A 26262-nucleotide genomic window follows, 5' to 3' on the forward strand; every position below is an offset into this window, starting at 1 on the left:
TTTGCTGACTTACGGCGCTAAAAACCTACTTCTTATCCACGATGATCTGATCAAACGTCCCGCCATCGGAGAAATGCGTTTGCTGCGCTTTCTGCCAGTTGCCGAACATCTCTTCCACCGTGAACGTCTTGATCGGTTTGAACTCTGCGACATGCTTCGCGAGCACGGTCTTGTCACGCGGACGCAGATGATGTTGCGCGATGATGTCCTGCGCGGCCGGCGACCACAGATAGTCGAGATAAGCCTGCGCTTCCTTGCGCGTCCCGCGCTTGTCGACCACCTTGTCGACGATCGACACCGGCGGCGCCGCCAGCAAGCTCACCGACGGATACACCGCCTCGAAATTGGCCCCGCCCACGCCCGTGTCCATCAGCGCGACTTCGTTTTCGAACGTCACCAGCACGTCGCCGATGCCGCGTTGCGTAAAGGTGGTCGTCGCGCCACGGCCGCCCGTGTCGAGCACCGGCACGTTCCTGAAGATCTCTTTTTCGAAGTCGAGCGCCTGCGCGTCGGTGCCGCCGTGCTGCTTGCGATAACCCCATGCGGCCAGATACGTGTAGCGTCCGTTACCCGAAGTCTTCGGATTCGCGATGATCACCTGCACGCCAGGCTTGGCGAGATCGTCCCAGTCCTTGATGTGTTTCGGATTGCCCTTGCGCACGAGGAACACCATCGTCGTGGTGTACGGCGCGCTGTCGTCCGGCAGGCGCGCGCGCCAGTTGGCCGGCACCAGTTGACCTTTCTCGGCGAGCAGGTCGATGTCGTTCGGCTGGTTCATCGTCACCACGTCGGCCTGCAGGCCTTGCAGCACCGACAGCGCCTGCGCGCTCGACGCGCCGTGCGACTGGCGGATCGATATGTTCTCGCCGCTCTTCTGCTTGTACGCCGCGATGAAGCCGGCGTTGATGTCCTTGTACAACTCGCGCGTCACGTCGTACGACACGTTGAGCAGCGATGTATCCGCGTGCGCCGTCGACATGCCCGCCAGCGCGAGCGTGATTGCCGTCATGCCGGCTGCGAGCCAGCGCGATGTCCCCGTCTTGCCTGCCATCTCGTCCCCGCCTATCGATGATGAAAACCAGTGGCCGCACGAACGTGCAGCATGAAGCGGGATTCTAACGGATCGCTTACTTGGCGAGTGGTCCGTTCGCGCGTCACTCGATGCGCGGACGCCGCGCCCAATCACTCACACGAACGCTTGCTGTACAGCCTCGAACGGCTCCTCGCGAAAACGCAGCGGCGCCGCGCAGTGCACGAGCGTATCGACGAAGTACTTGGCGCGCGGCCACGGACCGAAGCCGGCCGCCGTGTTGATATGCCCCGCGTCGCCGAGATTGACGAATGCGCTGCCCAAACGCTGCGCGAGATCGCGCGAGCCGGCGAGCGGCATCCGCGGATCGGTTTCGCTGCCGATCAGGATCGACGGCACGCCGAGACGCCGCGCGTCGAACGCTCCCGCGAAGGCGAATTTCTGCGGACTCGCGGGCGCGACGAACAGCACACCGACCACGTCGCTCGCATACGACGCCTGCTGCAATGCGTACGCAGTCGCGAGGCAGCCGAAGCTATGCGCTGCCAGCACGAACGGCCCACGCTCGCGCGCCAGCAGATCGCGCAGCGATTTTGACCACAGCGCGAGGTCCGGCGCGTCCCAGTCGGCTTGCTCGACGCGCAACGAGCGCGCGAACTGCCGCTCCAGCCAGCTTTGCCAGTGCGCGCCCTCGCTGCCGTGCAGGCCGGGAACGGTGACGAGCCGCGGCGGCCATGTCGATTTGGTGCATGAAAGCATGTGTGTGCCTCGCTGCGGGAATCCGGGTAGTGATTGTCCCGCCGCTCACCGCAAGGGCGAACCAAGTTTTTGTGCTTTGTTTATCCGACAAATGCGCGGACAAAATGCGCGGCCAGACGAGCGGCCAAACGAGCGGGCAAACGCACGAATAAATGCGCAATCCAACGCGCCGCCAACATGGGCCGCGCGGCGCAAGGCCCACCTCCGAACCGCACGGCCGTACGCAAACGCGCGCGAATCGCGTCGAAAAAGTAGAATGAAGCCTATCCATAAAAGGAGGTGGCCTCATGCCGCAAGCGTCGTCCACAACGCCGCAGCCGTCGCGCCGGTCATGCCGTGGCATCTTCGCGCCCAGACCCGATCTCGAAGGCGCCTTTCGGACCGTATGAAAATCCTCTTCTACATGCCGCATGCCGACGCCGCCGCCTGGCTGCACGATTTCGCTCGCGCCCTGCCGGATGCCGATCTGCGTGAATGGCAGCCGGGCGACACCGCGCCCGCCGACTTCGCGGTCGTGTGGCGTCCGCCGCGCGAGATGCTGGCCGGCCGCGACGATCTGCGCGCGATTTTCAATCTCGGCGCCGGCGTCGACGCTATCCTCGCGCTAGAACACGAGCAGCCCGGCACGTTGCCGCGCAACGCGCAGTTGATCCGTCTCGAAGACACGGGCATGGCGCCGCAAATGGCCGAGTATGCAACGCACGCGGTGCTGCGCTATCTGCGCCGTTTCGACGAGTATCAGACGCTGCAGAACGAGCGCCGTTGGAAAGTGCTCGAGCCGCATCCGCGTGACACCTTCACGGTTGGCGTGCTGGGACTCGGCGTGCTCGGCGCGCATGTCGCACGAACGCTCGCGGCGTTCGGCTTGCCGGTGCGCGGCTACAGCCGCAGCGCGCGGCAGATCGACGGCATCACGACATTCGCCGGGGAAGCGCAATTCGACGCGTTTCTCGACGGCGTGAAGGTGCTGGTCAATCTGCTGCCGCATACTCCGGAGACGAACGATGTGCTGAACGCGCGCACCTTCGCGAAGCTTGCGCACGGCGCGTATCTGATCAACGTGGCGCGCGGCGCGCATCTGGTCGAACAGGATTTGCTCGACGCCATCGCAAGCGGGCAGATCACCGCCGCCACGCTCGACGTGTTCCGCGAGGAACCGCTGCCGCCGGATCATCTGTTCTGGCAGGAGCCGCGCATCACGATCACGCCGCACGTGTCCGCGCTGACGCTGCGCGAAGAAAGCGTGGCCCAGGTCGCGCAGAAGATCACCGCGCTCGTGCGCGGTGACACGATCAGCGGCGTGGTGAATATCGAACACGGATACTGAACCCATCGAATCCAGTTGAAGGAGCGCCGCCATGCGCGGCGCCGACATAGGAGACACATCATGGCCCTACCTCAGCAAGTGAAAATCGTCGAAGTCGGTCCGCGTGACGGACTTCAGAACGAAAAAGACTTCGTGCCCACCGCGATCAAGATCGAGTTGATCAACCGTTTGTCTGCGGCGGGCTTTCGTAACGTCGAGGCGGCTTCGTTCGTGTCGCCGAAATGGGTGCCGCAGATGGCCGACGGCGCCGACGTGATGGCCGGCATCGAGCGCCGCCCCGGCACGATCTATTCGGTGCTGACGCCGAACCTGCGCGGCTTCGAAGGCGCACTTGCCGCGCGTGCCGACGAGATCGTGATTTTCGGCGCCGCCAGCGAAGCGTTTTCGCAGAAGAACATCAATTGCAGCATCGCGGAAAGCATCGATCGATTCGCGCCTGTCGCGCAGGCGGCGAAGGAGCATGGCTTGCGGATTCGCGGGAGTGTCTCGTGCGCGCTGGGCTGTCCGTATCAGGGCGAAGTGCCGGTCGCATCGGTGGTGGATGTGGTCCAGCGCTTCGCGGCGCTCGGCTGCGACGAGATCGATATCGCCGATACGATCGGCGTCGGCACGCCGAAGCGCACGCGTGAAGTCTTCGAGGCGGTCACGCAGGTGTTTCCGCGCGAGCGTCTATCCGGCCACTTTCACGACACCTATGGTCAGGCGCTCGCCAACATTTACGCGGCTCTGCAGGAAGGCATCGAAATCTATCATGCGTCGGTGGCGGGCCTCGGCGGCTGTCCGTATGCGAAGGGCGCGACCGGCAACGTCGCGACCGAAGACGTGCTGTATCTGATGAACGGCCTCGGCATCGAGACCGGCATCGACCTCGCGCAAGTCGTGGCGATCGGCGATTTCATCTCGACGTCGATCGGCCGCCCCAATGTTTCGCGCGCGGGCAAAGCACTGCTCGCCAAAGCACGCAGCGAAGCGGCCAACTGCGTTTGACGCTTGCGCAATGCGGCCGCTCACCACTCACGCAATCAATCAGGACCTGAAACGATGACGGACCAAGCTTCTCTCGAATCCGACGATCTCACCGCACTGCCCGACTCGGCGCGCCGCGTCGCGCTGCTGTTGCGCGAACGCGGCCACGCGGGCCGGATCGTGATGCTGCCGGAAACCGGCAAGACCTCCGCCGAAGCCGCCGCAGGACTCGGCTGCTCGGTCGCGCAGATCGCCAAGTCGATCCTGTTTCGCCGCCGGGAAGACGACGCGCCGGTGCTGGTAATCGCGAGCGGCGCGAATCGTGTCGACGAAAGGAAAGTGGCCGCGCGAGTCGGCGACATCGGCCGTGCGGACGCGAAGTTCGTCCGCGAAAAAACCGGCTATGCGATCGGCGGCGTCTGCCCGATCGGTCATGCGACCGAGCCGGTCACGCTGATCGATGCCGATCTGCTCGAACTCGACAGTCTGTGGGCCGCCGCGGGTCATCCGCATGCGGTGTTCAATCTGACGGCGCAGGAATTAATTGCACTCACGAACGCGCCGGTGATCGACGTCGCGCTGCGCGAGACGGCTTGACGCGATGACGATGATGACAGCGGGCCTCGATAACGAAGACCACCACGCCGTGCCGTCGCCTTGCATCAACGTGTGCAGGATGGACGCGTCGACGGGCTGGTGCGAAGGATGCCTGCGCACCATCGACGAAATCGCCAACTGGTCGTTATTCGACGATGACGCGAAGCGCGCGGTCTGGGACGCGATCGAGCTTCGCCACGCGCAATTCGTCGCGAGCCAGCCGAAGGAGCGGCGATGAACGCAGCCCCGCGCATCGTCACGGTTGGCGAAACGTTCAGTTCGACGCTGGTGCTGTCGGCGGAGTCGGTGAAATCGTTTGCTGCGCTCGTCAATGATTACAACCCGCTGCATCACGATGAAGCGTATGCCGCCCAAAGCCGCTTCGGCGGCCTGATCGCGTCCGGCACGCAGCCCACCGCGCATTTCATGGCGCTGCTCGCCACGCATTATTCGACCTATGCGCAACCGCTCGGTCTTGAGTTCGATATCAAGCTGAAGAAAGCCGTCCAGGCGAACGACACGCTCACGATCACGTGGCGCGTGAAGCATGCTTACTGGAAGCCGAGTTTGAACGGCGATCTGACGCATCTCGAAGGCTCGGTGGTGAATCAGCGTGGCGAGACCATGCTGGTGGGTTCGTCGACGATTCTCGTGATGCCGAAACCCGAAGCGTCCGCGAACGCAGACGCAAGCGCAAACGTAGCGCCCAACTCGCCATGATCACGCTGCCGGAATCGATTCGGGTTTTCGAACGCGGCTGGCTCTCGTCGAACAACGTGCTGCTGGTGGACGACGCCTGCGCCGCGCTGGTCGATACCGGCTACGCCACGCACGCGCCGCAAACGCTCGCCCTCGTGCGGCAAGCACTCGGCGCGCGGCCGCTCGATCTGATCGTCAACACGCATCTGCATTCGGATCACTGCGGCGGCAATGCTCTGTTGCAGGCGACGTGGCCATGCCGCACCGTCATTCCGGCTTCGGAAGCTGGCGCCGTGCAGGACTGGGACGAAACGCGCCTCACGTTTCGCGCCACCGGCCAGACCTGCGAGCGCTTCACCCTCACTGGAACGATCGCGCCCGGCGCGCGCTTGCGGCTCGGCGCGCTCGATTGGGATGTGCTCGGCGCGCCCGGCCACGATCCGCATTCGCTGATGCTCTACTGCGCGGACGAACGCATTCTGATCAGCGCGGACGCGCTATGGGAAAACGGCTTCGGCGTGATCTTTCCTGAACTGGAAGGCGAAAGCGGTTTCGCCGAGGAGCAAGCCGTGCTGGAAGCCATTGCGAGGCTCGACGTGCGCCTCGTGATCCCCGGCCATGGCGCACCCTTCACGAGTGTCGAACAGGCGCTTGAGCGCGCGTTTTCGCGCGTTGCGTGGCTGCGCGCCGATCCGGCCCGCAACGCAAGGAATGCGCTGAAGGTGCTGATCGTATTCAAGCTGCTCGAAGTCCGTGCAATGGGCTTCGATACCTTGCTGCGCATGCTCGACGACGCCAGCGTGATGCGCGCCGCCGCGTCGATGCTCAAGCCGCGTGGCGAATGGCCCGCGTTGCTGAGAGAGATCGTCGAGGAACTGGCGGCCAGGAATGGGCCGCTGGAAGTGGATGGTGCGCGCATCGTCGCGCGCGCGGCCTGACGCTGTGCCTCTGACAGAGGCACAGCGGGATATCGCCGCTACAAAAAGAAAGCCGCTCGACCCTTGCAGGCGAGCGGCGGAAATTCTGTCGGACGTGATCAGCGTCAAGACGCATGATACGCGTGCCGGTTTTTTGACCGCATCGGTGATTTCCCTACAGAAGTTTGACGCCCGCTTTCAAAGCCGTCTACAACGCGTCACGTTACGAGGCGCCGTGGTTGCGTATCTTTCGGATCATTTAGTCCGCGGTATGAATATATTTGCGCATCCGGTTACTCTGGAATCCGTATCATTGTGATTCGTCGCAACGGGCAACGCCCGTCAGGTCGACGATAGGCGCTTTTGCGGCACGATCCGCCAGCCGAGATTGACCCCGGCTGCCGCCACCAGAATCAGCACTGCTCCCAGCACCTGAATCCACGCGAGCGTTTGCCCGAATGCGACCCGGTCGACGATGATCGCCACCACCGGATAGATGAACGAGAGCGCGCCCGTCATGGAGGTCGGCAGCTTCTGGATCGCGCCGTACAGCAGCACGTACATGAGGCCGGTATTGACGACGCCGAGCACGACCAGTTCGAGCCACTGCACGCCAGTGGTGGGCAACGCATCGAAGCGCACGAACGGCGCGAGCATCAGCACGCCGAGCGATACCTGGATCAGCGCGATCAGATGGGGCGGCGTGCCCTTGAGCCGCTTCGTGATGATCGACGACACCGCATACATTGCGGCCGCGCCGACCGCGTATGCGACGCCGACCAGATATTGCCCCGGCACCGCCAGCACCGCCGGTTCGACCTTCACGACAAACACAAGGCCGATGAACGCGACCACCAGCCACGCGAGCGTCGACATACTGACGCGCTCGCGAAACACCAGCGCGCCGAGCGCCACCAGCATGAACGGCTGCGTGTTGTAGACCGCCGTCGCCATCGAGATGGACGCGCGCGAATACGCGGCGAACAGCAATACCCAGTTGATCACGATCGCCGCGCCGCCGAGCAAGGCGAGGCCGAGCATCTTCCACGAGAACAGCTTGCGCTGAAATAGCCCGAGTAAGGCGCACACGAGCGCGAGCGTCGCGCCGCCGAAAATGCAGCGGAAGAACACGACATTGAACGGGCTTTGCTGCGACGACACCACCAGCCAGCCGATGGTGCCGGACATCAGCATGGCCATGGTCATTTCCGCAGCTCCGCGGCGGATTTCATTTGACGCCATGATTCGATCCTCGAATTGATTCCTGCATGACGAGCAGTGTAATTAATCCGATCGTCCGAATACATGGCTAAACTTAAGCGATCACGCAATCCGACCTAACAATCGAAGGCCGTCATGAGCAAACGCCTTACTCTTCCAACGCCCGCCCCGCTCGACGACACCGACCGGGCCCTCCTCGCCGCGCTCGCGGAAGACGCCCGTCAGCCGGTCAGCGAACTGGCGCGTCAAGTCGGGCTGTCGGCGCCGAGCACGGCGGAACGCGTGCGCAGGCTCGAAGCGCAAGGCGTGATCGAGCGCTTCACGGTGCAGATCGATCCGCGCGCGCTCGGCTACACGCTGCAGGCTATCGTGCGCGTGAAGCCGCTACCCGGTCAGTTGCATCTGGTGGAAGAGGTGATCCGGCGGATTCCGGAGTTCGTCGAATGCGACAAGGTGACGGGCGACGATTGCTTCATCTGCCGCCTGTATCTCCATTCGATCGAGCAGCTCGACGAGATTCTGTCGAAAGTCACCGAGCGCGCCGAGACCAGCACCGCGCTCGTCAAGTCGACGCCGGTCGCGCGCCGCCTGCCGCCACTCGGTTGAGCGACGCGCGGACGCGGCTTCGCGTAGGAGCGAAACGAAACGAACGCGACGTTACTGTGCGACCGGTTCGAAAAAAGAAAGCATTTCGGCGACCAGTTCGTCTGACGCTTCCTCAGGTATGTAGTGGCCGCAAGACAGCGCGCGGCCGCTCACGTCGCGCGCCACATGACGCCATTCCGCCAGCGCGTCGAAGCACTTCTCGATCACGCCTTTGTCGCCCCACAGCACGCGCAGCGGGCAGCCGATCTTGAGACCGCGCTCGATGTCGGCGCGATCGTGTTCCAGATCGATACTCGCCGATGCGCGGTAGTCCTCGCACATCGCGTGAATCGCATCCGGTTGCGCGAGGGCCGCGCGATAGGCGTCGAGCGCGCCGGGCTCGAACGGCGCAAGACCCGCGTGACGGCTGCCCATCACCGCGTCGACATACGCCGCCGGATTTCCACCGATCAGCGTTTCAGGCAGCGGCGCCGGCTGGATCAGGAAGAACCAGTGGAAGTAATGCGTCGCAAAGGCGCGGTCGGTGGCTTCGTACATGGCGAGCGTCGGCGCGATGTCGAGCAGCATCAGACGCTCGACGGCGTCCGCATGATCGAGCGCCATGCGGTGCGCGACGCGCGCGCCGCGATCGTGCGCGCATGCGAGAAAACGGTCGAAGCCGAAATGGCGCATCACGGCGACCTGATCGGCCGCCATCACGCGCTTGGAATACGGCGTGTGCGCGGCGTCGCTTGGCGGCTTGCCCGACGCGCCGTAACCGCGCAGATCGGTGGCGATCACCGTGAAATGCTCCGCCAGCTGCGCGGCGCACTTCCGCCAGATCAGATGCGACTGCGGATGACCGTGCAGCAGCAGAAGAGGCGGCCCCGCCCCGCCCTTCACTCCAAAAATATCGACGTCGCCCACGGCGACGCGAAAGGGCGTGAAATTCTCGAAAGCCATGGCGTCTCGCTCGTGATTTTGGAGTTCCTGCATTGTAGAAGCCCGATGTGTCCGTGCGAGGTGGGATAGCCCACGCAAGCGTAGAACCTGAACACTCCTTCCAACTGTTCTAAACGCCTCAATCGAACGCGCTCGTTGCGCTTCGCCTATAATCGAACGATCGTTCTTAAAATCTTCGGATGGCTGTGGCGTGTAGGAAAGCGCCGCAAGCCATGTGCCGCTAAACTCAGTCATCGCCGGGCGCGCAACGACGCACCGGCCCGCTCAAATCAGGAGACACGCACTATGGCATTGCCCGCCGTCCTGCAAAAACTTGCGCTGCCCGTCGTCGCTTCGCCGATGTTCATCGTCAGCTATCCCGAGCTCGTGCTGGCTCAATGTAAGGCCGGGATCGTCGGCTCGTTTCCCGCGCTGAATGCCCGTCCGGCTGAGCTGCTCGACGAATGGCTCACGCAGATTCAGGCGCAGCTCGCCGAGCACAAGGCCGCCAATCCCGATGCGCTGATCGGGCCGATCGCCGTCAATCAGATCGTCCATCAATCGAATACGCGGCTCGAACATGACGTGCGCGTATGCGTCGAACACAAGGTGCCGATTTTCATCACGAGCCTGCGGGCGCCGGCGCGTGAGATCGTCGATGCGGTGCATAGCTATGGCGGCATCGTGTTGCACGACGTGATCAATCTACGCCATGCGCAGAAAGCGCTGGAAGCGGGCGTCGACGGTCTGATCCTGGTCGCGTCCGGCGCGGGTGGCCATGCGGGAACGACCTCGCCGTTCGCGCTGGTCGGCGAAGTGCGGCGCATCTTCGACGGGCCGATCGTGCTGTCGGGCTCGATCGCCAACGGCGGCTCGATTCTCGCCGCGCAGGCCATGGGTGCGGACCTCGCCTACATGGGCACGCGCTTCATCGCGACCACGGAAGCTCACGCTGTCGACAGCTACAAGCAGGCGATCGTCAATTCCACGGCGTCGGACATCATCTACACGAACCTGTTCACCGGCGTGCACGGCAACTACATCCGCGAAAGTATCCTGAACGCGGGCTTGGACCCGGACGCGCTGCCGGAATCGGACAAGAGCGCGATGAACTTCGGCAGCGACAAGGCGAAGGCGTGGAAAGACATCTGGGGTGCGGGTCAGGGCGTCGGGCTAATGGACGACGTGCCGAGCGTGGGCGAGCTGGTGCAGCGTTTGACGAAGGAATATAACGACGCAAAGGCGCGGCTGGGGATTGCGCGCTGAGGTGGTGCGCCCGGGCGTGACTTGGCGGGGGTTGCGCGTTTGCCTTAGCGTCTGATTCGGGGCGCTGGATCCGAGGCGCCTGATCCGACAGTTTTGCACTGCGGCCCGGCTTCACGCCCAGCCGCAGCGATCGCCGCGCAGCCTGACTCACATATTGCGGCGGTACTGCCCGCCCACTTCAAACAACGCGTGCGTGATCTGCCCGAGCGAGCAGACACGCACGACGTCCATCAGCACCGCGAACACGTTCTCATCGTCGATCACCGCGCGTTTCAGGCGTTCGAGCGCGGCCGGCGCCGCGTCGCGATGCTGCGCCTGGAAAGCGCGCAGACGTTGCAACTGGCTCTGCTTTTCGTCGTCGGTGGAACGGGCTAGTGCGATCGGCTGCGGCGCTTCATGCGGATGCGCGCTCAAAAACGTATTCACGCCGACGATCGGATACGAGCCGTCATGCTTGCGGTGCTCGTACAGCATCGACTCGTCCTGAATGCGTCCGCGCTGATAGCCGGTTTCCATCGCGCCGAGTACACCGCCGCGCTCGGTCAGCCGGTCGAATTCGGCGAGCACCGCCTCGTCCACCAGGTCGGTCAGTTCCTCGATCACGAAGCTGCCCTGATTCGGATTCTGATTCTTCGCAAGCCCCCATTCACGATTGATGATCAACTGGATCGCCACCGCGCGGCGCACCGAATCCTCGGTGGGCGTGGTGATCGCTTCGTCGAACGCATTCGTGTGCAGCGAGTTGCAATTGTCGTAAATCGCGATCAGCGCTTGCAACGTGGTGCGGATGTCGTTGAAGTCGATCTCCTGCGCATGCAGGCTGCGGCCCGACGTCTGCACGTGATACTTGAGCTTCTGGCTGCGTTCGTTCGCGCCGTAGCGCTCGCGCATGGCAACGGCCCAGATGCGTCGCGCGACGCGGCCCAGCACCGTGTACTCCGGGTCCATGCCGTTTGAAAAGAAGAACGACAGATTCGGCGCGAAGTCGTCGATCGACATGCCACGGGCGAGATAGGCCTCGACATAGGTAAAGCCGTTCGCGAGCGTGTAGGCGAGTTGCGAGATCGGGTTCGCGCCGGCTTCGGCGATGTGGTAGCCGGAGATCGACACCGAATAGAAATTGCGCACGCCGTGCTCGACGAAGTACGCCTGAATGTCGCCCATCACCTTCAGGCTGAATTCGGTCGAGAAGATGCAAGTGTTCTGGCCTTGGTCTTCTTTCAGGATGTCGGCCTGCACGGTGCCGCGCACGTTTTCCAACGCTGCGCGGCGCGTGGCGGCAAGTTCCTGGTCAGTGAGCGCGCGGCCTTGTTGCTGCGTCATGCGCGCGATCTGCTGATCGATCGCCACGTTGAAAAACATCGCGAGGATGGTCGGCGCGGGGCCGTTGATCGTCATCGAGACCGAGGTTTCCGGCGCGCAGAGATCGAAGCCGTCGTAGAGCGTTTTCATGTCGTCGAGCGTCGCCACCGAGACGCCCGAATTGCCCACCTTGCCGTAGATGTCGGGCCGCTCGTCGGGTTCTTCGCCGTAGAGCGTGACCGAATCGAAGGCAGTCGAAAGTCGTTTGGCCGGCATGCCTTCGGAGAGCAGCTTGAAGCGGCGATTGGTGCGTTGCGGATCGCCTTCGCCGGCGAACATCCGCGTCGGGTCTTCGTTTTCGCGGCGGAATGGGAACACGCCCGCGGTGAACGGAAAATAGCCGGGCAGATTGTCGAGCATCAGCCAACGCAGAATCTCGCCGTGGTCGACGAACTTCGGCAGGGAGACTTTGCGGACTTCAGATCCGGAGAGCGTCGTGACAGTGAGCGCGGTGCGGATCTCGCGGTCGCGGATGCGGACGATGTGTTCGGCACCTGAATAGGCGGCCACGGTTTGCGGCCAGCCGTCGAGCAGCGTGCGTTCGCGTTCGCCGAGGGAGGCGGTGCGTTGGGCGATGAGGGCGTCGAGTTGCTGGAGTGGCGAAGGCGCGCGGGCGTCTGCGACGCTCGCTACGGAGTGTTCGTTTGAGTCGGCGCCAGGGTTGGCGTTCGGGTTGCTGCTCGGGTTGCTGCTCGGGTTGCTGCTCGGGTCGGCGTTCGGGTCGGCGTTCGGGTCCGCGCTCGGGTTGGCGCTTACGCTCGCGCGCGATTGCGCAACAGCCCCGGCGGCCCCCACTGCCTCCGCGAGCATCCGGCGCGCCTCTGCAAGTTGCCAGCGTTCGCGCGCCACCCGCGCTTGCGCGTCGGCTCGCTCGCGATAAGCGTGGACCGTCTGCGCGATATCCGCCAGATAGCGCACCCGAGCCGGCGGCACAATTGCGTTGCGGCCGCTCGAAAAGCGCAGGCCTTCCGGCGCGGCCAGACGGCCGCCGCCTGCGCGCAAGCCGTGTTTGCGGAGCGCCTCGGCCACGTGCACATAGAGCGCGGTCACGCCGTCGTCGTTAAAGCGCGAGGCGATCGTGCCGAACACCGGCATCGCTTCCGGCGGCTTCGCGAAGTCGCCGCGATTGCGCTGCACCTGTTTGGCGACATCGCGCAACGCGTCCGGCGCGCCCTTCCGATCGAACTTGTTGATCGCGACGAAGCCGGCGAAGTCGAGCATGTCGATCTTCTCCAACTGGCTGGCCGCGCCGAACTCCGGCGTCATGACATACAGCGATTCGTCGACGAACGGCACGATCGCCGCGTTGCCCTGCCCGATGCCGGATGTTTCGACGACGATCAGATCGAAGCCCGCCGCTTTGCATATCATCAGCACGTCGGGCAACGAGTCGGAGACTTCGCTCGATGCTTCGCGCGTCGCCATCGAACGCATGTAGACGCGCGCGCCGCCGCCCCAGTCGCCGATCGCGTTCATGCGGATGCGGTCACCCAGCAACGCGCCGCCGGACTTGCGGCGCGACGGATCGATGGCGAGCACGGCGATGGTGAGGGCGTCGCCGTAGTCGAGGCGAAAGCGCCGGATCAGTTCGTCGGTGAGCGAGGATTTGCCGGCGCCGCCGGTGCCGGTGATGCCGAGGACGGGGATTGCGGTTGCCTTGACCTTGGCTTGAGCGGACAGTTTGTCGCGCGTGGCTGCGTCGACGCCGCCCGCCTCGAACTCGCTGATGATTCGCGCGAGGCGGCGGAAGGTGAGGGATGTTTTGTCGGCCGTGTCGGCCGTGTCGGCCATATGATCCGCGTTCGCCGTGTTGCCCACCTGACTCGGCTGACTGAACAGATTCCGCGCGGCGTTCACGTCCTCGTCGCCGCCAGCATCGCCGCGCGAATCAAATCGCGGCAACCCACGCTCCGAAAGCTCGTTCACCCACTCGCCAACCGGATTCTGCCCGGCCGCCACAGCCGCACGCGCGCCTTCGGCGCAGCGCGCGATCATATCGTCGATCATGCCTTGCAGCCCGAGCCGCTGCCCATCCTGCGGCGAATAGATCTTCTCGACGCCGTAACGCTCGAGCTCCGCGATTTCCTCAGGGACGATCACCCCGCCGCCGCCGCCGAACACCTTGATGCGCTCGCCGCCGCGCGCTCGCAGCAGATCGACCAGATAGCGGAAGTATTCGTTGTGGCCACCCTGGTAGCTGGACACGGCGACGCCGTCGGCGTCCTCTTGCAACGCGGCAGCGGCGACTTCATCGACGGAGCGGTTGTGGCCGAGGTGAATCACCTCTATTCCGCTCGCCTGCAGAATGCGCCGCATGATGTTGATCGACGCATCGTGGCCGTCGAACAAGGCAGCCGCCGTGACAAAGCGCAAGCGCCGGCCCGCGGGCAACTTGTGGCTGCCGGCGCGCTGCGGCGTGGACAGATCGGTCATGTCTCCCCCAGATCGTTACGCGTATGGGTGCTGGCAACCAGTATAGCGAAACGGGTCACGCTGCCTCGGTGGCCAAAGCCGCCTAGCGCACCGCCAAAGCTTTGATCTGTTCGAGCGACGGCCACAACGATTCGTTCGCGAACCGTTCGGCGAGAAAGTCGACAAACGAGCGCACCTTGGCCGACAGATGCCGGCGGCTCGCGTAGACCACGTGAATCGGCAGCTCGCGCGGCGGCACGTCGTCCACCAGCAACGGCACGAGGCGCCCCGCGGCCAGATCGTCGCCGATTACTTCGGTGCCGAGCATCGCGATGCCCGCGCCTTGCAGCACGATCACGCGCTGCGCTTCCAGATGATTGACGATCAGATTGCCCGTCAGACGCACGCGCGGCGAGGCGTCGCCGGTGGCGGGCGCGATTTCGAGCGCCGACACGCCCGCGTATTGCAGATAGTTGTGGCGCGCCAGATCGGCGACGGTCTTCGGCGTGCCGTGGCGCTTCAAATACGCCGGCGACGCGCACAGCACGAGATGCGCGGTCGCGATCTGCCGCGCGATCAATGAAGAAGACTTCAGTCCGCTCGGCGACGCGCGGATCGCGACATCGAAACCCTCGTCGATCAATTCGACCACGCGGTCCGACAAGGTCATATCGACGGTGACCTGCGGATACTGCGCGGCGTAATCGGCCACTGCGGCCATCACGTGGCTCAAACCGAATGCCGACAGCGACGACACCCGCAAGCGCCCCTGCGGCACGACGCTCGCCGCGCCGACCACCTGCTCGGCCTCCTCGAGTTCGGTGAGCACCTGGCTCAGCCGCTCGTAGTACTCGCGGCCCGCCTCGGTCGGCGCGACCCGCCGCGTGGTGCGGTTGAGCAGCCGCGCGCCGAGTTGCTGTTCGAGGTGCATCACATGCTTGCTCGCCATGGCCGCCGACATCTCCATGCGTTCAGCCGCGCCCACAAAACTGCCGACTTCGACCACGTGGCGGAACACTTTCATGCTGACGAGGGTATCCATCTCAATCACTCGCTTTGGGAATCAATCGGCACTATTTTGCCGCGTTTATCAAAGACTGGTCGGCAAAACGGCTTCCCAAGCGAAGGAATAGCGGCGCGCAGATACAAAAAACCCGCCTTCCGAAGGAGACGGGTTTGGAGATCAAACTGATGCGTCCGTCGCGCGAAGCCCGCAAACAGGCGTCGCGCAGTGCCGCCGGGACGCTTAGAACTTCGCGCGCAGGCCGACGCCGTAGGTGTTGCCGCTCGACACGCTGGAAATGTGGTCGTACATGTAGGCGGCGTAGACGTCCGTACGCTTGGATAGCGGATAGTCGTAGCCGAGCGCTGCCGTCTGACGGGTCTGGTCGAAGCCGCCGCCGTCGCGCGAGTAGGCGTACGACGCCATCACCGAGCCCGGGCCGAACGGCACCGTCGCGCCGCCTTGCGCCGTGTTCACGTGCCAGCTGGTGACCTGCTGGTCGTTGTACGTGTACATGTACTGGCCGAAGAACTTCACGAACTTCAGGTCATACGACAGGCCGACTTGCGCAACGCTCTGGCTTTTCAGGCCGGGCACGCCCGACGTGCCGAAGCTGCCGAGGTCGCTCGGCACGTTGTTGAAGTTCACGTACTGGTACACCGCCGTGGCCGCGAACGGGCCGTGGAAGTACAGAACCTGGCCGCTCCATTTCTTCGCGCCGTTCTCGGTCGTGTTGCCGAGCGCGTACATGGCCGTCGCGCTCAAACCGCTGAAGTTCGGCGACGAGTACGACACCGCGTTGCTCCAGCCCGAGTCGCCGGTCACGCCCTGATCCGTCGAGTAGGTCGGGAACGTGCCGAGGCCCAGGTACGTGTGCCAGACCATCGGCGAGAACTGGTACGAATCCACGAACGGGTTGAACAGAATCGTCGACACGAACAACGGCGTCGTCAGACGGCCGGCCGTGACCGTACCGTAGGGCGACTCGATACCGACGTACGCGTTACGCGAGAACATCGTATCGCCGGTGAAGCGGCCGTACTGGCCGTTTTGCGCCAGGAAGAAACCTTCCAACGCGAAGATCGCCTTGTAGCCGTTGCCCAGATCCTCCGCCCCCTTCAAGCCCCAATACGAAGTCGACATGCCGCCGCCCGCGACCTGCACCGCGGTCTTGCCGCCCGGGAATTTCTGCGCGCCGACCCATTCGTCGACCTGACCGTAAAGCTGCACGCTCGATTGCGCAAAAGCAGACGATGCACTGGCCAGCAGAGCGGCACACGCGGTTGCCTTGAGGGTGGTCTTCAGCGCACTGCTGATGCTTGTTTTCATGGGTTCTCCTGTCTTTGTCAAAAAGGGTGTGGCTGTGCGAAAGGGGGAGCTCGCGCGAATCATTGTTGTTGTCCGTTCGATCATCGAGCCAATCTGGGCGGGACCATCTTTGCGGACCATTTTTATGAACAAAAATATCGTTGGTTATTGCCGGTATATCGGTCTGATTAGTTTTGTCGCTTATCGGCCTGATAAAGCCCTGGCCGATAGCGCGCCCGGGGTGCCGCCCCAAGTTTTGGCGCACCGCGCAAACCGTTGCTCACCTTGCAGCGGACGGATTGATAACGCCTCAGATGACATGCGGATGACGCACCGCCGCAGAAACGACCAAATTTGACGATGGGAGAGGGTGTGCTGCCGAGTATTTTCAAAAAAGTGTGGCGTCGAAACGTCACATCGACGGCGCGCGTCAGGAGTGAAGGCAACGCCGAAGGCTGCTAACAACCAGATTGACAGGCAGGCGAAGCGGTGCGGTGCGACGAAGCGATATGAATTTGGGAGGACGAAATGGGCAGAGACGCCTCGTTCGCGGTTCGCGATGAGGCATGCGTAAGGCGTGCGCAATTAGCTACCCAAAGGGAGCATTCGGACAATATCGAAGCGGCAGGAAGACAGAAAGAGATGTATGTGCGAGCGCAGCCGAGCCTGTCAGATTTTTAGTGTGTCGAGGTCATGAGACGATAACGGAAATAACGTCCAATGACCGAAACAACAGTGACCAAGAAGAGCAAGAACCCGAAGGCGCCGAAGCTGTTCCCCGATGAGCTGATCGATCAACTGCTGGCGCAGGTGCAGAACAGGAACGCCGAGTCGGTTCTCGGGGAATCGGGCCTGGCCGGGCGACTGAAGAAGCAACTGGCTGAGCGCATGTTGGCCGCGGAGCTGACGCATCACCTGGAGAGCGAGGCGGAGCAAGGCAGCGCCGGCAACCACCGCAACGGTACGAGCCGCAAGACAGTGCTCACACCCAACGGCGAACTGACGCTGGATATCCCGCGAGACCGGCAGGCGACGTTCGAGCCGCAACTGGTCAGCAAGTACCAGCGCCGGCTGCCGGGATTCGACGACCACGTCATCAGCATGTACGCGCGCGGCATGAGCGTACGCGAGATCCAGGCTCACCTGCTGGAGCTGTACGGCCTGGAAGTGTCGCCCGATCTGATTTCCACGGTCACCGACGAGGTGCTGGCTGAGGTCGAGCAGTGGCAACAACGCCCGCTCGAGGCGATGTATCCGATTGTGTATTTCGACGCACTTCGACTGAAGATCCGCGACGAGGGCACGGTCAGGAACAAGGCAGTGTACCTGGCGCTGGGCATTCGGGCTGACGGCCGCAAGGAAGTGCTGGGCTTGTGGATCGAACAAACCGAAGGCGCCAAGTTCTGGCTGAAGGTTTTCAACGAGTTGAAGAACCGCGGTTTGCACGACATCCTGATTGCGGTGGTCGACGGCCTGCGTGGGTTCCCGGAGGCCATCGAGGCGGTGTTTCCGGCCGCGCAGATCCAGACCTGCATCGTGCATCTGATCCGTAATTCGCTGAATCTGGCGAGCTGGAAGGACCGGAAGCCGCTGGCTACCGCGCTCAGGCCGATCTATCAGGCCGCCTCGGCTGAAGCGGCGGCCGCGGCGCTCGAGGCCTTTGCGCAAAGCGAATGGGGCCGCAAATTCCCTACCGTCCCGGCCATGTGGCAACGCCAATGGGAGCAGGTGATTCCCTTCTTTGCCTATCCCCACGAGGTGCGTCGAATCGTTTATACGACCAACGCCATCGAGAGCATGCACATGCAGTTGCGCAAGATCGTCAAGAATCGTGGCCACTTCCCGAGCGACGAAGCCGCCAGCAAACTGCTGTATCTGGCCTTGCGCAACATTGAAAAGGATTGGAAGATGCCGCCTATCACCTGGCGGCAAGCTGTCAATCAGTTCGCCATTCTGTTCGGTGAGCGATTCACCGCCGCCATCAGCTGAGATTTTTAACCGGCCTCAGCACACGAAATTTCTGACACCTCCGCGCAGCCGGAACGCAAACACTGGTTGCTCACGCAACAAACCCGACGCACAGCGCACGCAGCGCCAACGCCTAGTTCCGGTAAGGCGAGCCTTCCGATTGACGCGGGTCGTCGGACTGGCGCTGCATGGCGCGCTGCGAACCGCGTTCTTCGTTATAGCGGGCGATGTCAGCGCGAATCGAACCGGAGCGAACCGGTGCATTGGCCGGCGGCCGCGGCACCGTGCGCGACTCGGCACTGACTGGCGTGATGGCGCCGGCGTACTGCATGCTGCCGCGGCTGTCGCCGGCATATCCGGCCGGGCCGGCGACCCGGTGCACGCCAGGCTTGTAGAAGTCGAAGCCGTCGGCGTAAGTTCCGCCCGCGAAGTTCGTTCCGCCACGCGGCAGACGTGCGTTGCGGTCGGCGACTGCAGTGCGCGCCGGAGCTGCCGGGACGGCGCCGTAGTAGCGGCCCCCGTTGCGCATCTCGCCACCCACGGCGTGATTCGCTTCGGCATGCGAATGGCCGCCGCCACCGTGCGGCACGCCCGACGCTTTCGCATAGGCGAACGAGCACAGCGCGGTGATAACCGCGCCCAACACCCAGTGCCTCGTTCTCGACAACCCGTCCACCCAGTGACTCTCATGCCCGAAGACTTGCCTGAAACCCATCGTTCGAGCTGCGATGGACTTGTTTTGGGATTGGCACGGGCGCTGCGACGAGTTCGCGGCGCGGGTACAACCCGACGGCCTTTGAACCGTAATTTATGGGCACCGGCAAAGGGTGTCGAGCCAAAAAGTGTTAGGCCTCGGACGCGGATGTAACACCTTGTTACTGCGACCTTTTTCCGCCACGGAGGCCCCGCGTGAAAACCGTCAAACCGCTTGAGTCCAATGACTTGGCGCGTCCCGCTCACGCGATTTTGCGTATGACGAATCGTGTGGGATTTTCACCTCGATTGCCAAAAGCGCATAGACCAAACAGATCATGTCGCCAATACTGAAAACGTGAATCAAGGCGCTGTCCGACATTTTCCGGAACGCGCCTTTTGATGCGCAACCCTCATTAATCAATTCGGCAAATGAATTTGCATATTTAATCGAAAATCAACAACAATAGCGGTTTCCCATAGGCTTGGGCGGCGGCGTCACGCGCTTGCCCGGCGCGCTATTCCGCGTCACCGAATCGAGATTCCGACATGGCTCGCCCGAAACTGCTTCCCGACAACTTCACCCTGTGCCTCGTCGGCACCGTGATCCTTGCCAGCTTGCTGCCGGTACACGGGCAGGCCGCCGTCGGGTTCAACTGGGTGACGAACGTGGCAGTCGGCCTGCTGTTTTTCCTGCACGGCGCCAAGCTCTCACGCGAAGCGATCATTGCGGGCGCGACGCATTGGCGCCTGCATCTTGTAGTGCTGCTCAGTACGTTCGCGCTCTTTCCGCTGCTCGGTCTCGCGCTTAAACCGCTCCTTTCGCCACTTGTCACGCCGGCGCTCTATGCGGGGGTCCTCTTCCTCTGCACGCTGCCGTCTACGGTTCAGTCGTCGATCGCGTTCACGTCCATTGCCAAAGGCAACGTGCCGGCGGCCGTATGCAGCGCGTCGGCCTCGAGCCTGCTCGGCATTTTCATCACACCCGCCCTCGTCAGCCTCGTCGTCACCAATCAGGCGGCCGGCGGCGGCGCTTCGCCGTGGCATACGGTAGGCAATATCGTGCTGCAGCTGTTGGTGCCGTTTGTGGCCGGGCAGTTGTTGCGCCCGCTGATCGGCAAATGGATCGAGCGCAATCGCGGCGTGCTCAAGTTTGTCGACCAGGGGTCGATCCTGCTGGTGGTGTACGGCGCGTTCAGCGAGGCCGTCAACGAAGGCCTGTGGCATCAGATTCCGCTCTCGGCCCTCGGCGGCCTGCTGCTGCTGTGTGTCGTGCTGCTCGCACTGGCTCTCGCCATGACGATATTCGTCAGCAAGCGGCTCGGCTTCAGCCGTGCGGACCAGATCACCATTATCTTCTGCGGGTCGAAGAAGAGTCTCGCCGCCGGCGTGCCGATGGCCAAGGTGATCTTCGCCTCGCATGCGGTGGGCGCCGTCGTTTTGCCGCTGATGCTGTTCCACCAGATCCAGTTGATGGTGTGCGCCGCGCTCGCGCAGCGCTGGGGGGCGCGCGACACCAGCGGCGAGACCCACGCCGCTGCGCGCGAGCGGACCGCCGCCGCCGTGGCCCGCCGGTGAATATGCGCGCAATGCAAACAGGACATTCATAAGCGCCCTCCCTGAGCGTCATTTGAAGAAAGCCGCCTCGCGCGGCTTTTTTGTTATTTCACGCGCAAACGGCGTCGCTGTCGCCTCGGCCGGATGGCATAGGCCGATTCCTGGCAATGCGAAGCCGGATGGGAGCGTCCTTCAGAATGACTCCACGAATATCAACCGCACCAACCCGGTGCAACGGTTCATTAAAACTTCACTTAACTCCAGGCAAGTCCGGCCGATAAGCCGAAGGTCGAACGCTACGCCTACCCGCCATGCAACCTCGCTCGCCCTCCCGACCCGCCGCGCCGCGCGTCGAGGACTTGATCGCCCGGCGTGAGCTGTCCGCCGTGTTCCAGCCGATCATCGATTTCGAAGACGGCGCGATCCTCGGCTATGAAGGTCTGATCCGCGGCCCGGCCGGCACGCCGCTCGAAGCGCCGTTCGCGCTGTTTGCGCAAGCGCTCGCCGAGGGCTGCACGATCGAGCTCGAACGCGCCGCCGCGCGCACCTGCATCGAAGCGTTCGCGCAGCTCGACTTCGACGGAAAGCTGTTTCTGAATTTCAGCGCGGGCGCGATGCGTCAGCTGGCCGAGGCGCGCGACGATACGCTCGCGCTGCTGCGTCATCGCGGCGTCGATCCGCAACGGATCGTGGTCGAACTGACCGAGCAAAGCACGATTCTGGATGTGGGCAGTTTCCTGCCGGTGATCACGACACTGCGCACAACCGGCGCGCAGTTCGCGCTCGACGACTACGGCACCGCGAACGCCAGCATGAATTTGTGGGTGCGGCTGCAGCCGGACGTCGTGAAGATCGACCGCTTCTTTATCCACGACATAGCCTGCGACCCGCTCAAGTTCGAGGCCGTGCGCGCGATGCAGCACTTCGCCAGCGCGAGCGGCGCGCGGCTCGTCGCGGAGGGCATTGAAAACGAAGCGGATCTGATCGTGGTGCGCGACATGGGAATCGGCTGCGGGCAAGGCTTTTTCTTCGGCCGCCCGCACGCGCAGCCGGCCCGCCACGTGACCGACGACGCCCGCGATGCGCTGCGCGCGGGTCACATCGCAGTGTTCCCCGAGACCACGCGCACGGTGAGCAGCGCCTCGCCTTCGGGCGGCATGGCGTCGGAAAAAATGCTGGTGCACGCGCCCGCGTTGCCGCGCCACGCGACTAACAACGACGTGCTCGAACTGTTCAACCGCCTGCCCGACCTGCACGCAGTCGCGGTGGTCGAACACGACGAGCCGGTCGCGCTGATCAACCGTCGCAGCTTCATGGACCGCTACGCGCTGCCGTATCACCGCGAGCTGTTCGGCAAGCGCCCTTGCCTGCTGTTCGCCAATGCGTCGCCGGTGATTATTGAGAAATCGATGACCGTCGAGCAGATGGCCAAGCTCCTCGCAAGCGACGATCAGCGCTATCTCGCCGATGGTTTCGTCATCACCGACAACGGCAAATACGTCGGCCTCGGCACCGGCGAGAAGCTCGTGCGCGCGGTCACGGAGGTCCGCATTGAAGCCGCGCGCTACGCGAACCCGCTGACCTTCCTGCCCGGCAACATCCCGATCAGTTCGCACATTGCCCGCCTGCTCGGCAACGACGCCGGCTTCTACGCATGCTACGTCGATCTGAACCACTTCAAGCCGTTCAACGATCAGTACGGCTACTGGCAAGGTGACGAAGTCCTGAAATTCGCCGCCGTCGTACTCGCCGATGCGTGCGATCCCACCCGCGACTTTCTCGGCCACGTCGGCGGCGACGACTTTCTGATCCTGTTCCAGAGCGACGACTGGCGTGAGCGCGTGCTGCGCGCGATTCACGTGTTCAACGAGGGCGCGCAGCGCTTCTACGCACCGACCGATCGCCTCGCCGGTGGCATTCACGGCGAAGACCGACGCGGCAACCCGACCTTCTTCGGTTTCGTGACGATGGCGATCGGCTGCGTGCGCGTCGAACCCGCCGACGGCCCGTCGCTCTACAGCAGCGAGGAAATTGCATCCGTAGCGGCGCTGGCCAAGCGGCGCGCGAAACACGAGACGAGCGGCTTCGTACTGATCGATGCCGACGAAAGCGTGGCCTTGTTGCGCGGCCAGGCCGAAGCCGCTCATGTTTCGCTCGGGTGAACGAGCGGCGTTGAGACCACATCGGACCTTGTTTAGCTGATTTTACTAAACAGTATATTCCGGGCCAACTCCATTGCCTACGGGTATTTACCGGTGTCGAGCGGGTGTTTTTCGGGCGGTTTCGGAGCGGTTTTACTATACAATCGCCCGAACTCAAACACCGTGCGGCCGCCCTTGCGCGTCCGCCTGATTCGATGGCCACAACCATCCGCGACGTCGCCCGCGCGGCCAGCGTGTCGATCGGCACCGTCTCACGCGCATTGAAGAACCAGCCGGGCCTTTCCGAGGCCACCCGCGAGCGCGTCGTCGAAGCGGCGCGCAAGCTCGGCTATGACGCCGCCCAGTTGCGCCCGCGCATCCGCCGTCTCACGTTTCTGCTGCACCGTCAGCACAATAATTTCGCCGTCAGCCCGTTCTTCTCGCACGTGCTGCACGGCGTGGAAGACGCCTGCCGCGAGCGCGGTATCGTGCCGTCCGTGCTGACGGCCGGTCCCACCGAAGACGTGATCCAGCAGATGCGCCTGCATGCGCCGGACGCGGTGGCGATCGCCGGTTTCGTCGAGCCCGAAACGCTGACCACGCTGGTAGCCATGCAGCGCCCGCTCGTGCTGATCGACCTGTGGGCGCCCGGCATGCGCTCGGTGAATCTCGACAACGCCGCGGGCGCCATGCTCGCCATGCGGCATCTGTTCGAGCAGCGGCGCAAGCGTGTCGCGTTCATCGGCGGCTCGCTCGCGCACTTCAGCATCGCGCAGCGCGCGCTCGGCTACCGGCGCGCGTTCTTCGAAGCGGGCTTGCTATTCGACCCGTCACTGGAAGTAACAATCGACGCCGGCCTCGACCCCGACAGCGGCGCCGCGCGCGCCATGCATCAGTTGCTCGACGCGCCGGGCCCGCGCCCCGACGCCGTGTTTGCCTACAACGACGCCGCCGCGCTCGCCGCGCTGCGCGCGTGCCTCGCGCGCGGACTGCGCGTGCCCGAGGACATTGCCATCATCGGTTTCGACGACATTCCCGCTGCCGCCCATGCCACGCCGCCCCTGTCGACCCTCTCGGTCGACAAGGAAGCGCTCGGCCGGCGCGGCGTCGAGCTGCTGCTCGAAGACGCACCCGCCGAACTGGAAGTCCGTTTGCCCGTCCATCTCATTGCCCGTGCCAGTACTTTGGTGAAAATGCCATGACGCAATCCGATCCGCTTCACCCCGCTAACGGCGCCGCTGCGGCGCCGCCCGTCGAGAGCTTCCGCTCGCGCGACTTTCTGCTCTCGCATGTGCAGGACACGCTGCGTTTCTACGCGCCGAACGTGTTCGACCCGAGCGGCGGCTTTTTCCATTTCTTCCGCGACGACGGTTCGGTCTACGACAAAACCACGCGGCATCTGGTGAGCAGTTGCCGCTACGTCTTCAACTATGCGATGGCGTATCGCCAGTTCGGCGACCCGCAGCATCTCGAGTACGCGCGTCACGGTTTGCGGTTCCTGCGCGAAGCGCATTGGGACGCGCAGCACGAAGGCTACGACTGGGAACTCGAATGGCACGACGGCAAGAAGCGCACGCTCGACGCGACGCGCCACTGCTACGGCCTTGCGTTCGTCCTGCTCGCCTATTCGCATGCGGCGATGGCCGGCATCGAAGAAGCCAGGCCGATGATCGGCGCAACCTTCGAGCTGATGGAACACCGTTTCTGGGACGCCGCCGCGGGCCTCTACGCCGACGAAGCGTCGCCCGACTGGCGGGTCAGTTCGTACCGTGGGCAAAACGCGAACATGCACACCACCGAGGCGCTGCTCGCCGCGCACGAAGCGACCCGGCATCTCGTCTATCTCGATCGTGCGGAGCGCGTGGCGTCGAATATCACGCTGCGTCAGGCGAAGCTGTCGCAGGGCCTGGTGTGGGAGCACTTTCACGCGGACTGGTCGGTCGACTGGCACTACAACGAGGAAGACAGCTCGAACATCTTTCGGCCATGGGGCTTCCAGCCCGGGCACCAGACGGAATGGGCGAAGCTGCTGCTGATTCTCGAACGCTTCCGTCCGCTGCCGTGGTTGCTGCCGCGCGCCATCGAGCTATTCGACGCCGCCATGACGCACGCGTGGGACGAAGACCACGGCGGCCTCTACTACGGCTTCGGCCCCGACGGCACCGTATGCGACCACGACAAGTATTTCTGGGTCCAGGCAGAGACCTTCGCGACGGCCGCGCTGCTCGGCAAGCGCACCGGCAACGAACGCTTCTGGGACTGGTACGACGAGATCTGGCGCTATAGCTGGGCGCATTTCGTCGATCACAAGTATGGCGCGTGGTACCGCATCCTCACGTGCGACAACCGCAAGTACAGCGACGAAAAGAGTCCGGCCGGCAAGACCGACTATCACACCATGGGCGCCTGCTACGAAGTACTGGCCCACGCGCTGCCCGACGGGGCGGCCGCTGCGCCCGAATCCGCGGAGCAAACAAAATGAGCAATCCCAGCGCGAACCACGAATTCCCCTTCTTCGTCTCAGCCGGCGACATCCTCACCGATCTCGTACGCACCGGCACGTCGCAATGGCTCTCGCGTCCTGGCGGCGCCGGCTGGAACGTGGCGCGCTGCGTGGCGCGGCTCGGTCTGCCGACCGCGTGCGCGGGATCGCTAGGCGTCGACAACTTCTCCGACGAGTTGTGGAATGCAAGCGTCGCGGCCGGGCTCGACATGCGCTTCATGCAGCGCGTGGAGCGGCCGCCCCTGCTGGCGATCGTCCATCAGACGCATCCGCCCGCGTACTTCTTCATGGGCGAGAACAGCGCCGACCTGGCGTTCGATCCGGCACAACTGCCGGCGGGCTGGATGGGTCAGGTGAAATGGGCGCACTTCGGCTGCATCAGCCTCGTGCGTCAGCCGATCGGCAACACGCTCGCGACGCTGGCGGCCGAGTTGCGTTCGCAGGGCGTGAAGATCAGTTTCGATCCCAACTACCGCAATCTGATGGAGCACGGCTACGAGCCCACGTTGCGGAAAATGGCCGCGCTCGCCGATCTGATCAAGGTGTCGGACGAGGACTTGCGCCTGCTGTTCAAGACCGACGACGAATCGGGCGCACTGGCGCAGTTGCGCGCCATGAATCCGACCGCCACCGTGCTGGTGACGCGCGGACCGGAGACCGCCGTGCTGATAGACGGCGCCATGGTGACCGAGGCGCGGCCGCCGCGTGTCGAAGTGGTCGATACGGTCGGCGCGGGCGATGCATCGATTGGCGGCTTGCTGTTCAGCCTGATGACCGCGCCGCAGCGGGCATGGCCGGAGCACCTGGCGTTCGCGCTGGCCGCCGGCGCGGCCGCTTGCCGGCATGCCGGCGCGCACGCGCCGTCGCTCGACGAGGTGGTCGCGCTGCTGTAATTCTGTTGCCTTGTGCGGCGCGCATTGTCACTGTCGTGGAGCGCCGTCGGGACGGAGAACGGAAGCTCCATCATCGTGCTAGGATGAAAAAACCGAAACCTTTGGAAGACGGA

The 26262-nt window shown here is 63.7% G+C and carries 23 protein-coding genes; 15 read left to right on the forward strand and 8 right to left on the reverse strand.

The window, feature by feature from the left end:
* Positions 1-25: 25 nt before the first annotated feature.
* Complete coding sequence (locus tag B0G82_RS04745; RefSeq protein WP_121306784.1) at positions 26-1051, reverse strand: sulfate ABC transporter substrate-binding protein; 1026 nt, start codon at positions 1049-1051, stop codon at positions 26-28.
* A gap of 135 nt (positions 1052-1186) precedes the next feature.
* Positions 1187-1789, reverse strand: a complete 603-nt coding sequence (locus tag B0G82_RS04750) for an alpha/beta hydrolase (protein WP_121306785.1) — start codon at positions 1787-1789, stop codon at positions 1187-1189.
* Positions 1790-2174: 385 nt separating this feature from the next.
* Between B0G82_RS04750 and B0G82_RS04755 the strand changes: the two genes are divergently transcribed.
* The 6 genes from B0G82_RS04755 to B0G82_RS04780 are packed head-to-tail and all read left to right on the forward strand — an operon-like array spanning position 2175 to position 6316.
* Positions 2175-3116 (forward strand): glyoxylate/hydroxypyruvate reductase A, encoded by a 942-nt coding sequence (locus B0G82_RS04755; protein WP_121306786.1) that lies wholly within the window; start codon positions 2175-2177, stop codon positions 3114-3116.
* 60 nt (positions 3117-3176) lie between these two features.
* Positions 3177-4103, forward strand: a complete 927-nt coding sequence (locus B0G82_RS04760; protein WP_121306787.1) for a hydroxymethylglutaryl-CoA lyase — start codon at positions 3177-3179, stop codon at positions 4101-4103.
* A 54-nt stretch (positions 4104-4157) separates the two neighbouring features.
* Positions 4158-4679: a YbaK/EbsC family protein gene (locus tag B0G82_RS04765; protein WP_121306788.1), complete on the forward strand. Its 522-nt coding sequence runs from the start codon at positions 4158-4160 to the stop codon at positions 4677-4679.
* Positions 4680-4692: 13 nt separating this feature from the next.
* Positions 4693-4917 carry a DUF1289 domain-containing protein gene (locus B0G82_RS04770; RefSeq protein ID WP_106283990.1) on the forward strand — a complete coding sequence of 75 codons (225 nt, stop codon included), beginning with the start codon at positions 4693-4695 and terminating at the stop codon, positions 4915-4917.
* A complete protein-coding gene (locus tag B0G82_RS04775) occupies positions 4914-5399 on the forward strand; it encodes a MaoC family dehydratase (RefSeq protein WP_121306789.1) in 486 nt (161 codons plus the stop codon). Before B0G82_RS04770 ends, B0G82_RS04775 begins: the two co-directional genes overlap by 4 nt.
* Positions 5396-6316 carry an MBL fold metallo-hydrolase gene (locus B0G82_RS04780; protein ID WP_116143204.1) on the forward strand — a complete coding sequence of 307 codons (921 nt, stop codon included), beginning with the start codon at positions 5396-5398 and terminating at the stop codon, positions 6314-6316. The genes B0G82_RS04775 and B0G82_RS04780 overlap by 4 nt, the downstream gene beginning before the upstream one ends.
* Positions 6317-6637: 321 nt before the next feature.
* Here B0G82_RS04780 and B0G82_RS04785 read toward each other — a convergent pair whose 3' ends face one another.
* Positions 6638-7537 (reverse strand): DMT family transporter, encoded by a 900-nt coding sequence (locus B0G82_RS04785; protein WP_121306790.1) that lies wholly within the window; start codon positions 7535-7537, stop codon positions 6638-6640.
* Positions 7538-7651: 114 nt separating this feature from the next.
* On the opposite strand from B0G82_RS04785, the gene B0G82_RS04790 reads away from it, so the two are divergent.
* Entirely contained in the window at positions 7652-8122 is a 471-nt protein-coding gene (locus B0G82_RS04790) for an Lrp/AsnC family transcriptional regulator (protein WP_121306791.1), read from the forward strand.
* Positions 8123-8173: 51 nt separating this feature from the next.
* On the opposite strand, the gene B0G82_RS04795 is transcribed toward B0G82_RS04790, so the two are convergent.
* Positions 8174-9064, reverse strand: coding sequence for an alpha/beta hydrolase (locus B0G82_RS04795; RefSeq protein WP_121306792.1), 891 nt, complete (start codon positions 9062-9064; stop codon positions 8174-8176).
* 285 nt (positions 9065-9349) lie between these two features.
* Here B0G82_RS04795 and B0G82_RS04800 point away from each other — a divergent pair, with 285 nt between their 5' ends.
* Positions 9350-10309, forward strand: coding sequence for a nitronate monooxygenase family protein (locus tag B0G82_RS04800; RefSeq protein ID WP_121306793.1), 960 nt, complete (start codon positions 9350-9352; stop codon positions 10307-10309).
* 147 nt (positions 10310-10456) lie between these two features.
* On the opposite strand, the gene B0G82_RS04805 is transcribed toward B0G82_RS04800, so the two are convergent.
* The 3 genes from B0G82_RS04805 to B0G82_RS04815 all read right to left on the reverse strand — a co-directional run bounded on the left by B0G82_RS04805 (position 10457) and on the right by B0G82_RS04815 (position 16415).
* Positions 10457-14104: a methylmalonyl-CoA mutase family protein gene (locus B0G82_RS04805; protein ID WP_121306794.1), complete on the reverse strand. Its 3648-nt coding sequence runs from the start codon at positions 14102-14104 to the stop codon at positions 10457-10459.
* Between the two features lie 82 nt (positions 14105-14186).
* Positions 14187-15125: a LysR family transcriptional regulator gene (locus B0G82_RS04810; protein WP_116143216.1), complete on the reverse strand. Its 939-nt coding sequence runs from the start codon at positions 15123-15125 to the stop codon at positions 14187-14189.
* A gap of 204 nt (positions 15126-15329) precedes the next feature.
* A complete protein-coding gene (locus tag B0G82_RS04815; protein ID WP_106283861.1) occupies positions 15330-16415 on the reverse strand; it encodes a porin in 1086 nt (361 codons plus the stop codon).
* Between the two features lie 124 nt (positions 16416-16539).
* Here B0G82_RS04815 and B0G82_RS39340 point away from each other — a divergent pair, with 124 nt between their 5' ends.
* Both B0G82_RS39340 and B0G82_RS04820 read left to right on the forward strand, forming a co-directional pair.
* Entirely contained in the window at positions 16540-16752 is a 213-nt protein-coding gene (locus B0G82_RS39340) for a hypothetical protein (protein ID WP_147439444.1), read from the forward strand.
* Positions 16753-17114: 362 nt separating this feature from the next.
* A complete protein-coding gene (locus B0G82_RS04820) occupies positions 17115-18383 on the forward strand; it encodes an IS256 family transposase (protein WP_241974436.1) in 1269 nt (422 codons plus the stop codon).
* A 112-nt stretch (positions 18384-18495) separates the two neighbouring features.
* On the opposite strand, the gene B0G82_RS04825 is transcribed toward B0G82_RS04820, so the two are convergent.
* Positions 18496-19077, reverse strand: coding sequence for a hypothetical protein (locus B0G82_RS04825; RefSeq protein WP_121306795.1), 582 nt, complete (start codon positions 19075-19077; stop codon positions 18496-18498).
* Between the two features lie 527 nt (positions 19078-19604).
* On the opposite strand from B0G82_RS04825, the gene B0G82_RS04830 reads away from it, so the two are divergent.
* The 5 genes from B0G82_RS04830 (at position 19605) to B0G82_RS04850 (ending at position 26149) form a co-directional block, all read left to right on the forward strand.
* Positions 19605-20633: a bile acid:sodium symporter family protein gene (locus B0G82_RS04830; RefSeq protein ID WP_116143222.1), complete on the forward strand. Its 1029-nt coding sequence runs from the start codon at positions 19605-19607 to the stop codon at positions 20631-20633.
* 290 nt (positions 20634-20923) lie between these two features.
* Positions 20924-22774: a phosphodiesterase gene (locus B0G82_RS04835; protein ID WP_121306796.1), complete on the forward strand. Its 1851-nt coding sequence runs from the start codon at positions 20924-20926 to the stop codon at positions 22772-22774.
* A gap of 194 nt (positions 22775-22968) precedes the next feature.
* Complete coding sequence (locus B0G82_RS04840; RefSeq protein ID WP_106283864.1) at positions 22969-23955, forward strand: LacI family DNA-binding transcriptional regulator; 987 nt, start codon at positions 22969-22971, stop codon at positions 23953-23955.
* Positions 23952-25235 (forward strand): AGE family epimerase/isomerase, encoded by a 1284-nt coding sequence (locus B0G82_RS04845; RefSeq protein WP_106283865.1) that lies wholly within the window; start codon positions 23952-23954, stop codon positions 25233-25235. Before B0G82_RS04840 ends, B0G82_RS04845 begins: the two co-directional genes overlap by 4 nt.
* The gene (locus B0G82_RS04850) at positions 25232-26149 is read left to right on the forward strand and encodes a carbohydrate kinase (RefSeq protein ID WP_121306797.1); all 918 of its coding nucleotides are present in this window, start codon (positions 25232-25234) and stop codon (positions 26147-26149) included. The genes B0G82_RS04845 and B0G82_RS04850 overlap by 4 nt, the downstream gene beginning before the upstream one ends.
* Positions 26150-26262: the final 113 nt, after the last annotated feature.

It is taken from the genome of Paraburkholderia sp. BL17N1, assembly GCF_003634175.1.
Lineage (GTDB): Bacteria > Pseudomonadota > Gammaproteobacteria > Burkholderiales > Burkholderiaceae > Paraburkholderia.

Bases quoted from the DNA above. Each gene is read 5' to 3' on its own strand.
- B0G82_RS04765 (WP_121306788.1), top strand. From the start codon at position 4,158: ATGACGGACCAAGCTTCTCTCGAATCCGACGATCTCACCGCACTGCCC.
- B0G82_RS04790 (WP_121306791.1), top strand. From the start codon at position 7,652: ATGAGCAAACGCCTTACTCTTCCAACGCCCGCCCCGCTCGACGACACC.
- B0G82_RS04800 (WP_121306793.1), top strand. From the start codon at position 9,350: ATGGCATTGCCCGCCGTCCTGCAAAAACTTGCGCTGCCCGTCGTCGCT.
- B0G82_RS04760 (WP_121306787.1), top strand. From the start codon at position 3,177: ATGGCCCTACCTCAGCAAGTGAAAATCGTCGAAGTCGGTCCGCGTGAC.
- B0G82_RS04825 (WP_121306795.1), bottom strand. From the start codon at position 19,077: ATGGGTTTCAGGCAAGTCTTCGGGCATGAGAGTCACTGGGTGGACGGG.
- B0G82_RS04845 (WP_106283865.1), top strand. From the start codon at position 23,952: ATGACGCAATCCGATCCGCTTCACCCCGCTAACGGCGCCGCTGCGGCG.
- B0G82_RS04820 (WP_241974436.1), top strand. From the start codon at position 17,115: ATGACCGAAACAACAGTGACCAAGAAGAGCAAGAACCCGAAGGCGCCG.
- B0G82_RS04835 (WP_121306796.1), top strand. From the start codon at position 20,924: ATGCAACCTCGCTCGCCCTCCCGACCCGCCGCGCCGCGCGTCGAGGAC.
- B0G82_RS04850 (WP_121306797.1), top strand. From the start codon at position 25,232: ATGAGCAATCCCAGCGCGAACCACGAATTCCCCTTCTTCGTCTCAGCC.
- B0G82_RS39340 (WP_147439444.1), top strand. From the start codon at position 16,540: ATGAACAAAAATATCGTTGGTTATTGCCGGTATATCGGTCTGATTAGT.
- B0G82_RS04815 (WP_106283861.1), bottom strand. From the start codon at position 16,415: ATGAAAACAAGCATCAGCAGTGCGCTGAAGACCACCCTCAAGGCAACC.
- B0G82_RS04775 (WP_121306789.1), top strand. From the start codon at position 4,914: ATGAACGCAGCCCCGCGCATCGTCACGGTTGGCGAAACGTTCAGTTCG.
- B0G82_RS04795 (WP_121306792.1), bottom strand. From the start codon at position 9,064: ATGGCTTTCGAGAATTTCACGCCCTTTCGCGTCGCCGTGGGCGACGTC.
- B0G82_RS04830 (WP_116143222.1), top strand. From the start codon at position 19,605: ATGGCTCGCCCGAAACTGCTTCCCGACAACTTCACCCTGTGCCTCGTC.
- B0G82_RS04780 (WP_116143204.1), top strand. From the start codon at position 5,396: ATGATCACGCTGCCGGAATCGATTCGGGTTTTCGAACGCGGCTGGCTC.
- B0G82_RS04840 (WP_106283864.1), top strand. From the start codon at position 22,969: ATGGCCACAACCATCCGCGACGTCGCCCGCGCGGCCAGCGTGTCGATC.
- B0G82_RS04805 (WP_121306794.1), bottom strand. From the start codon at position 14,104: ATGACCGATCTGTCCACGCCGCAGCGCGCCGGCAGCCACAAGTTGCCC.
- B0G82_RS04785 (WP_121306790.1), bottom strand. From the start codon at position 7,537: ATGGCGTCAAATGAAATCCGCCGCGGAGCTGCGGAAATGACCATGGCC.
- B0G82_RS04750 (WP_121306785.1), bottom strand. From the start codon at position 1,789: ATGCTTTCATGCACCAAATCGACATGGCCGCCGCGGCTCGTCACCGTT.
- B0G82_RS04770 (WP_106283990.1), top strand. From the start codon at position 4,693: ATGACAGCGGGCCTCGATAACGAAGACCACCACGCCGTGCCGTCGCCT.
- B0G82_RS04810 (WP_116143216.1), bottom strand. From the start codon at position 15,125: ATGGATACCCTCGTCAGCATGAAAGTGTTCCGCCACGTGGTCGAAGTC.
- B0G82_RS04745 (WP_121306784.1), bottom strand. From the start codon at position 1,051: ATGGCAGGCAAGACGGGGACATCGCGCTGGCTCGCAGCCGGCATGACG.
- B0G82_RS04755 (WP_121306786.1), top strand. From the start codon at position 2,175: ATGAAAATCCTCTTCTACATGCCGCATGCCGACGCCGCCGCCTGGCTG.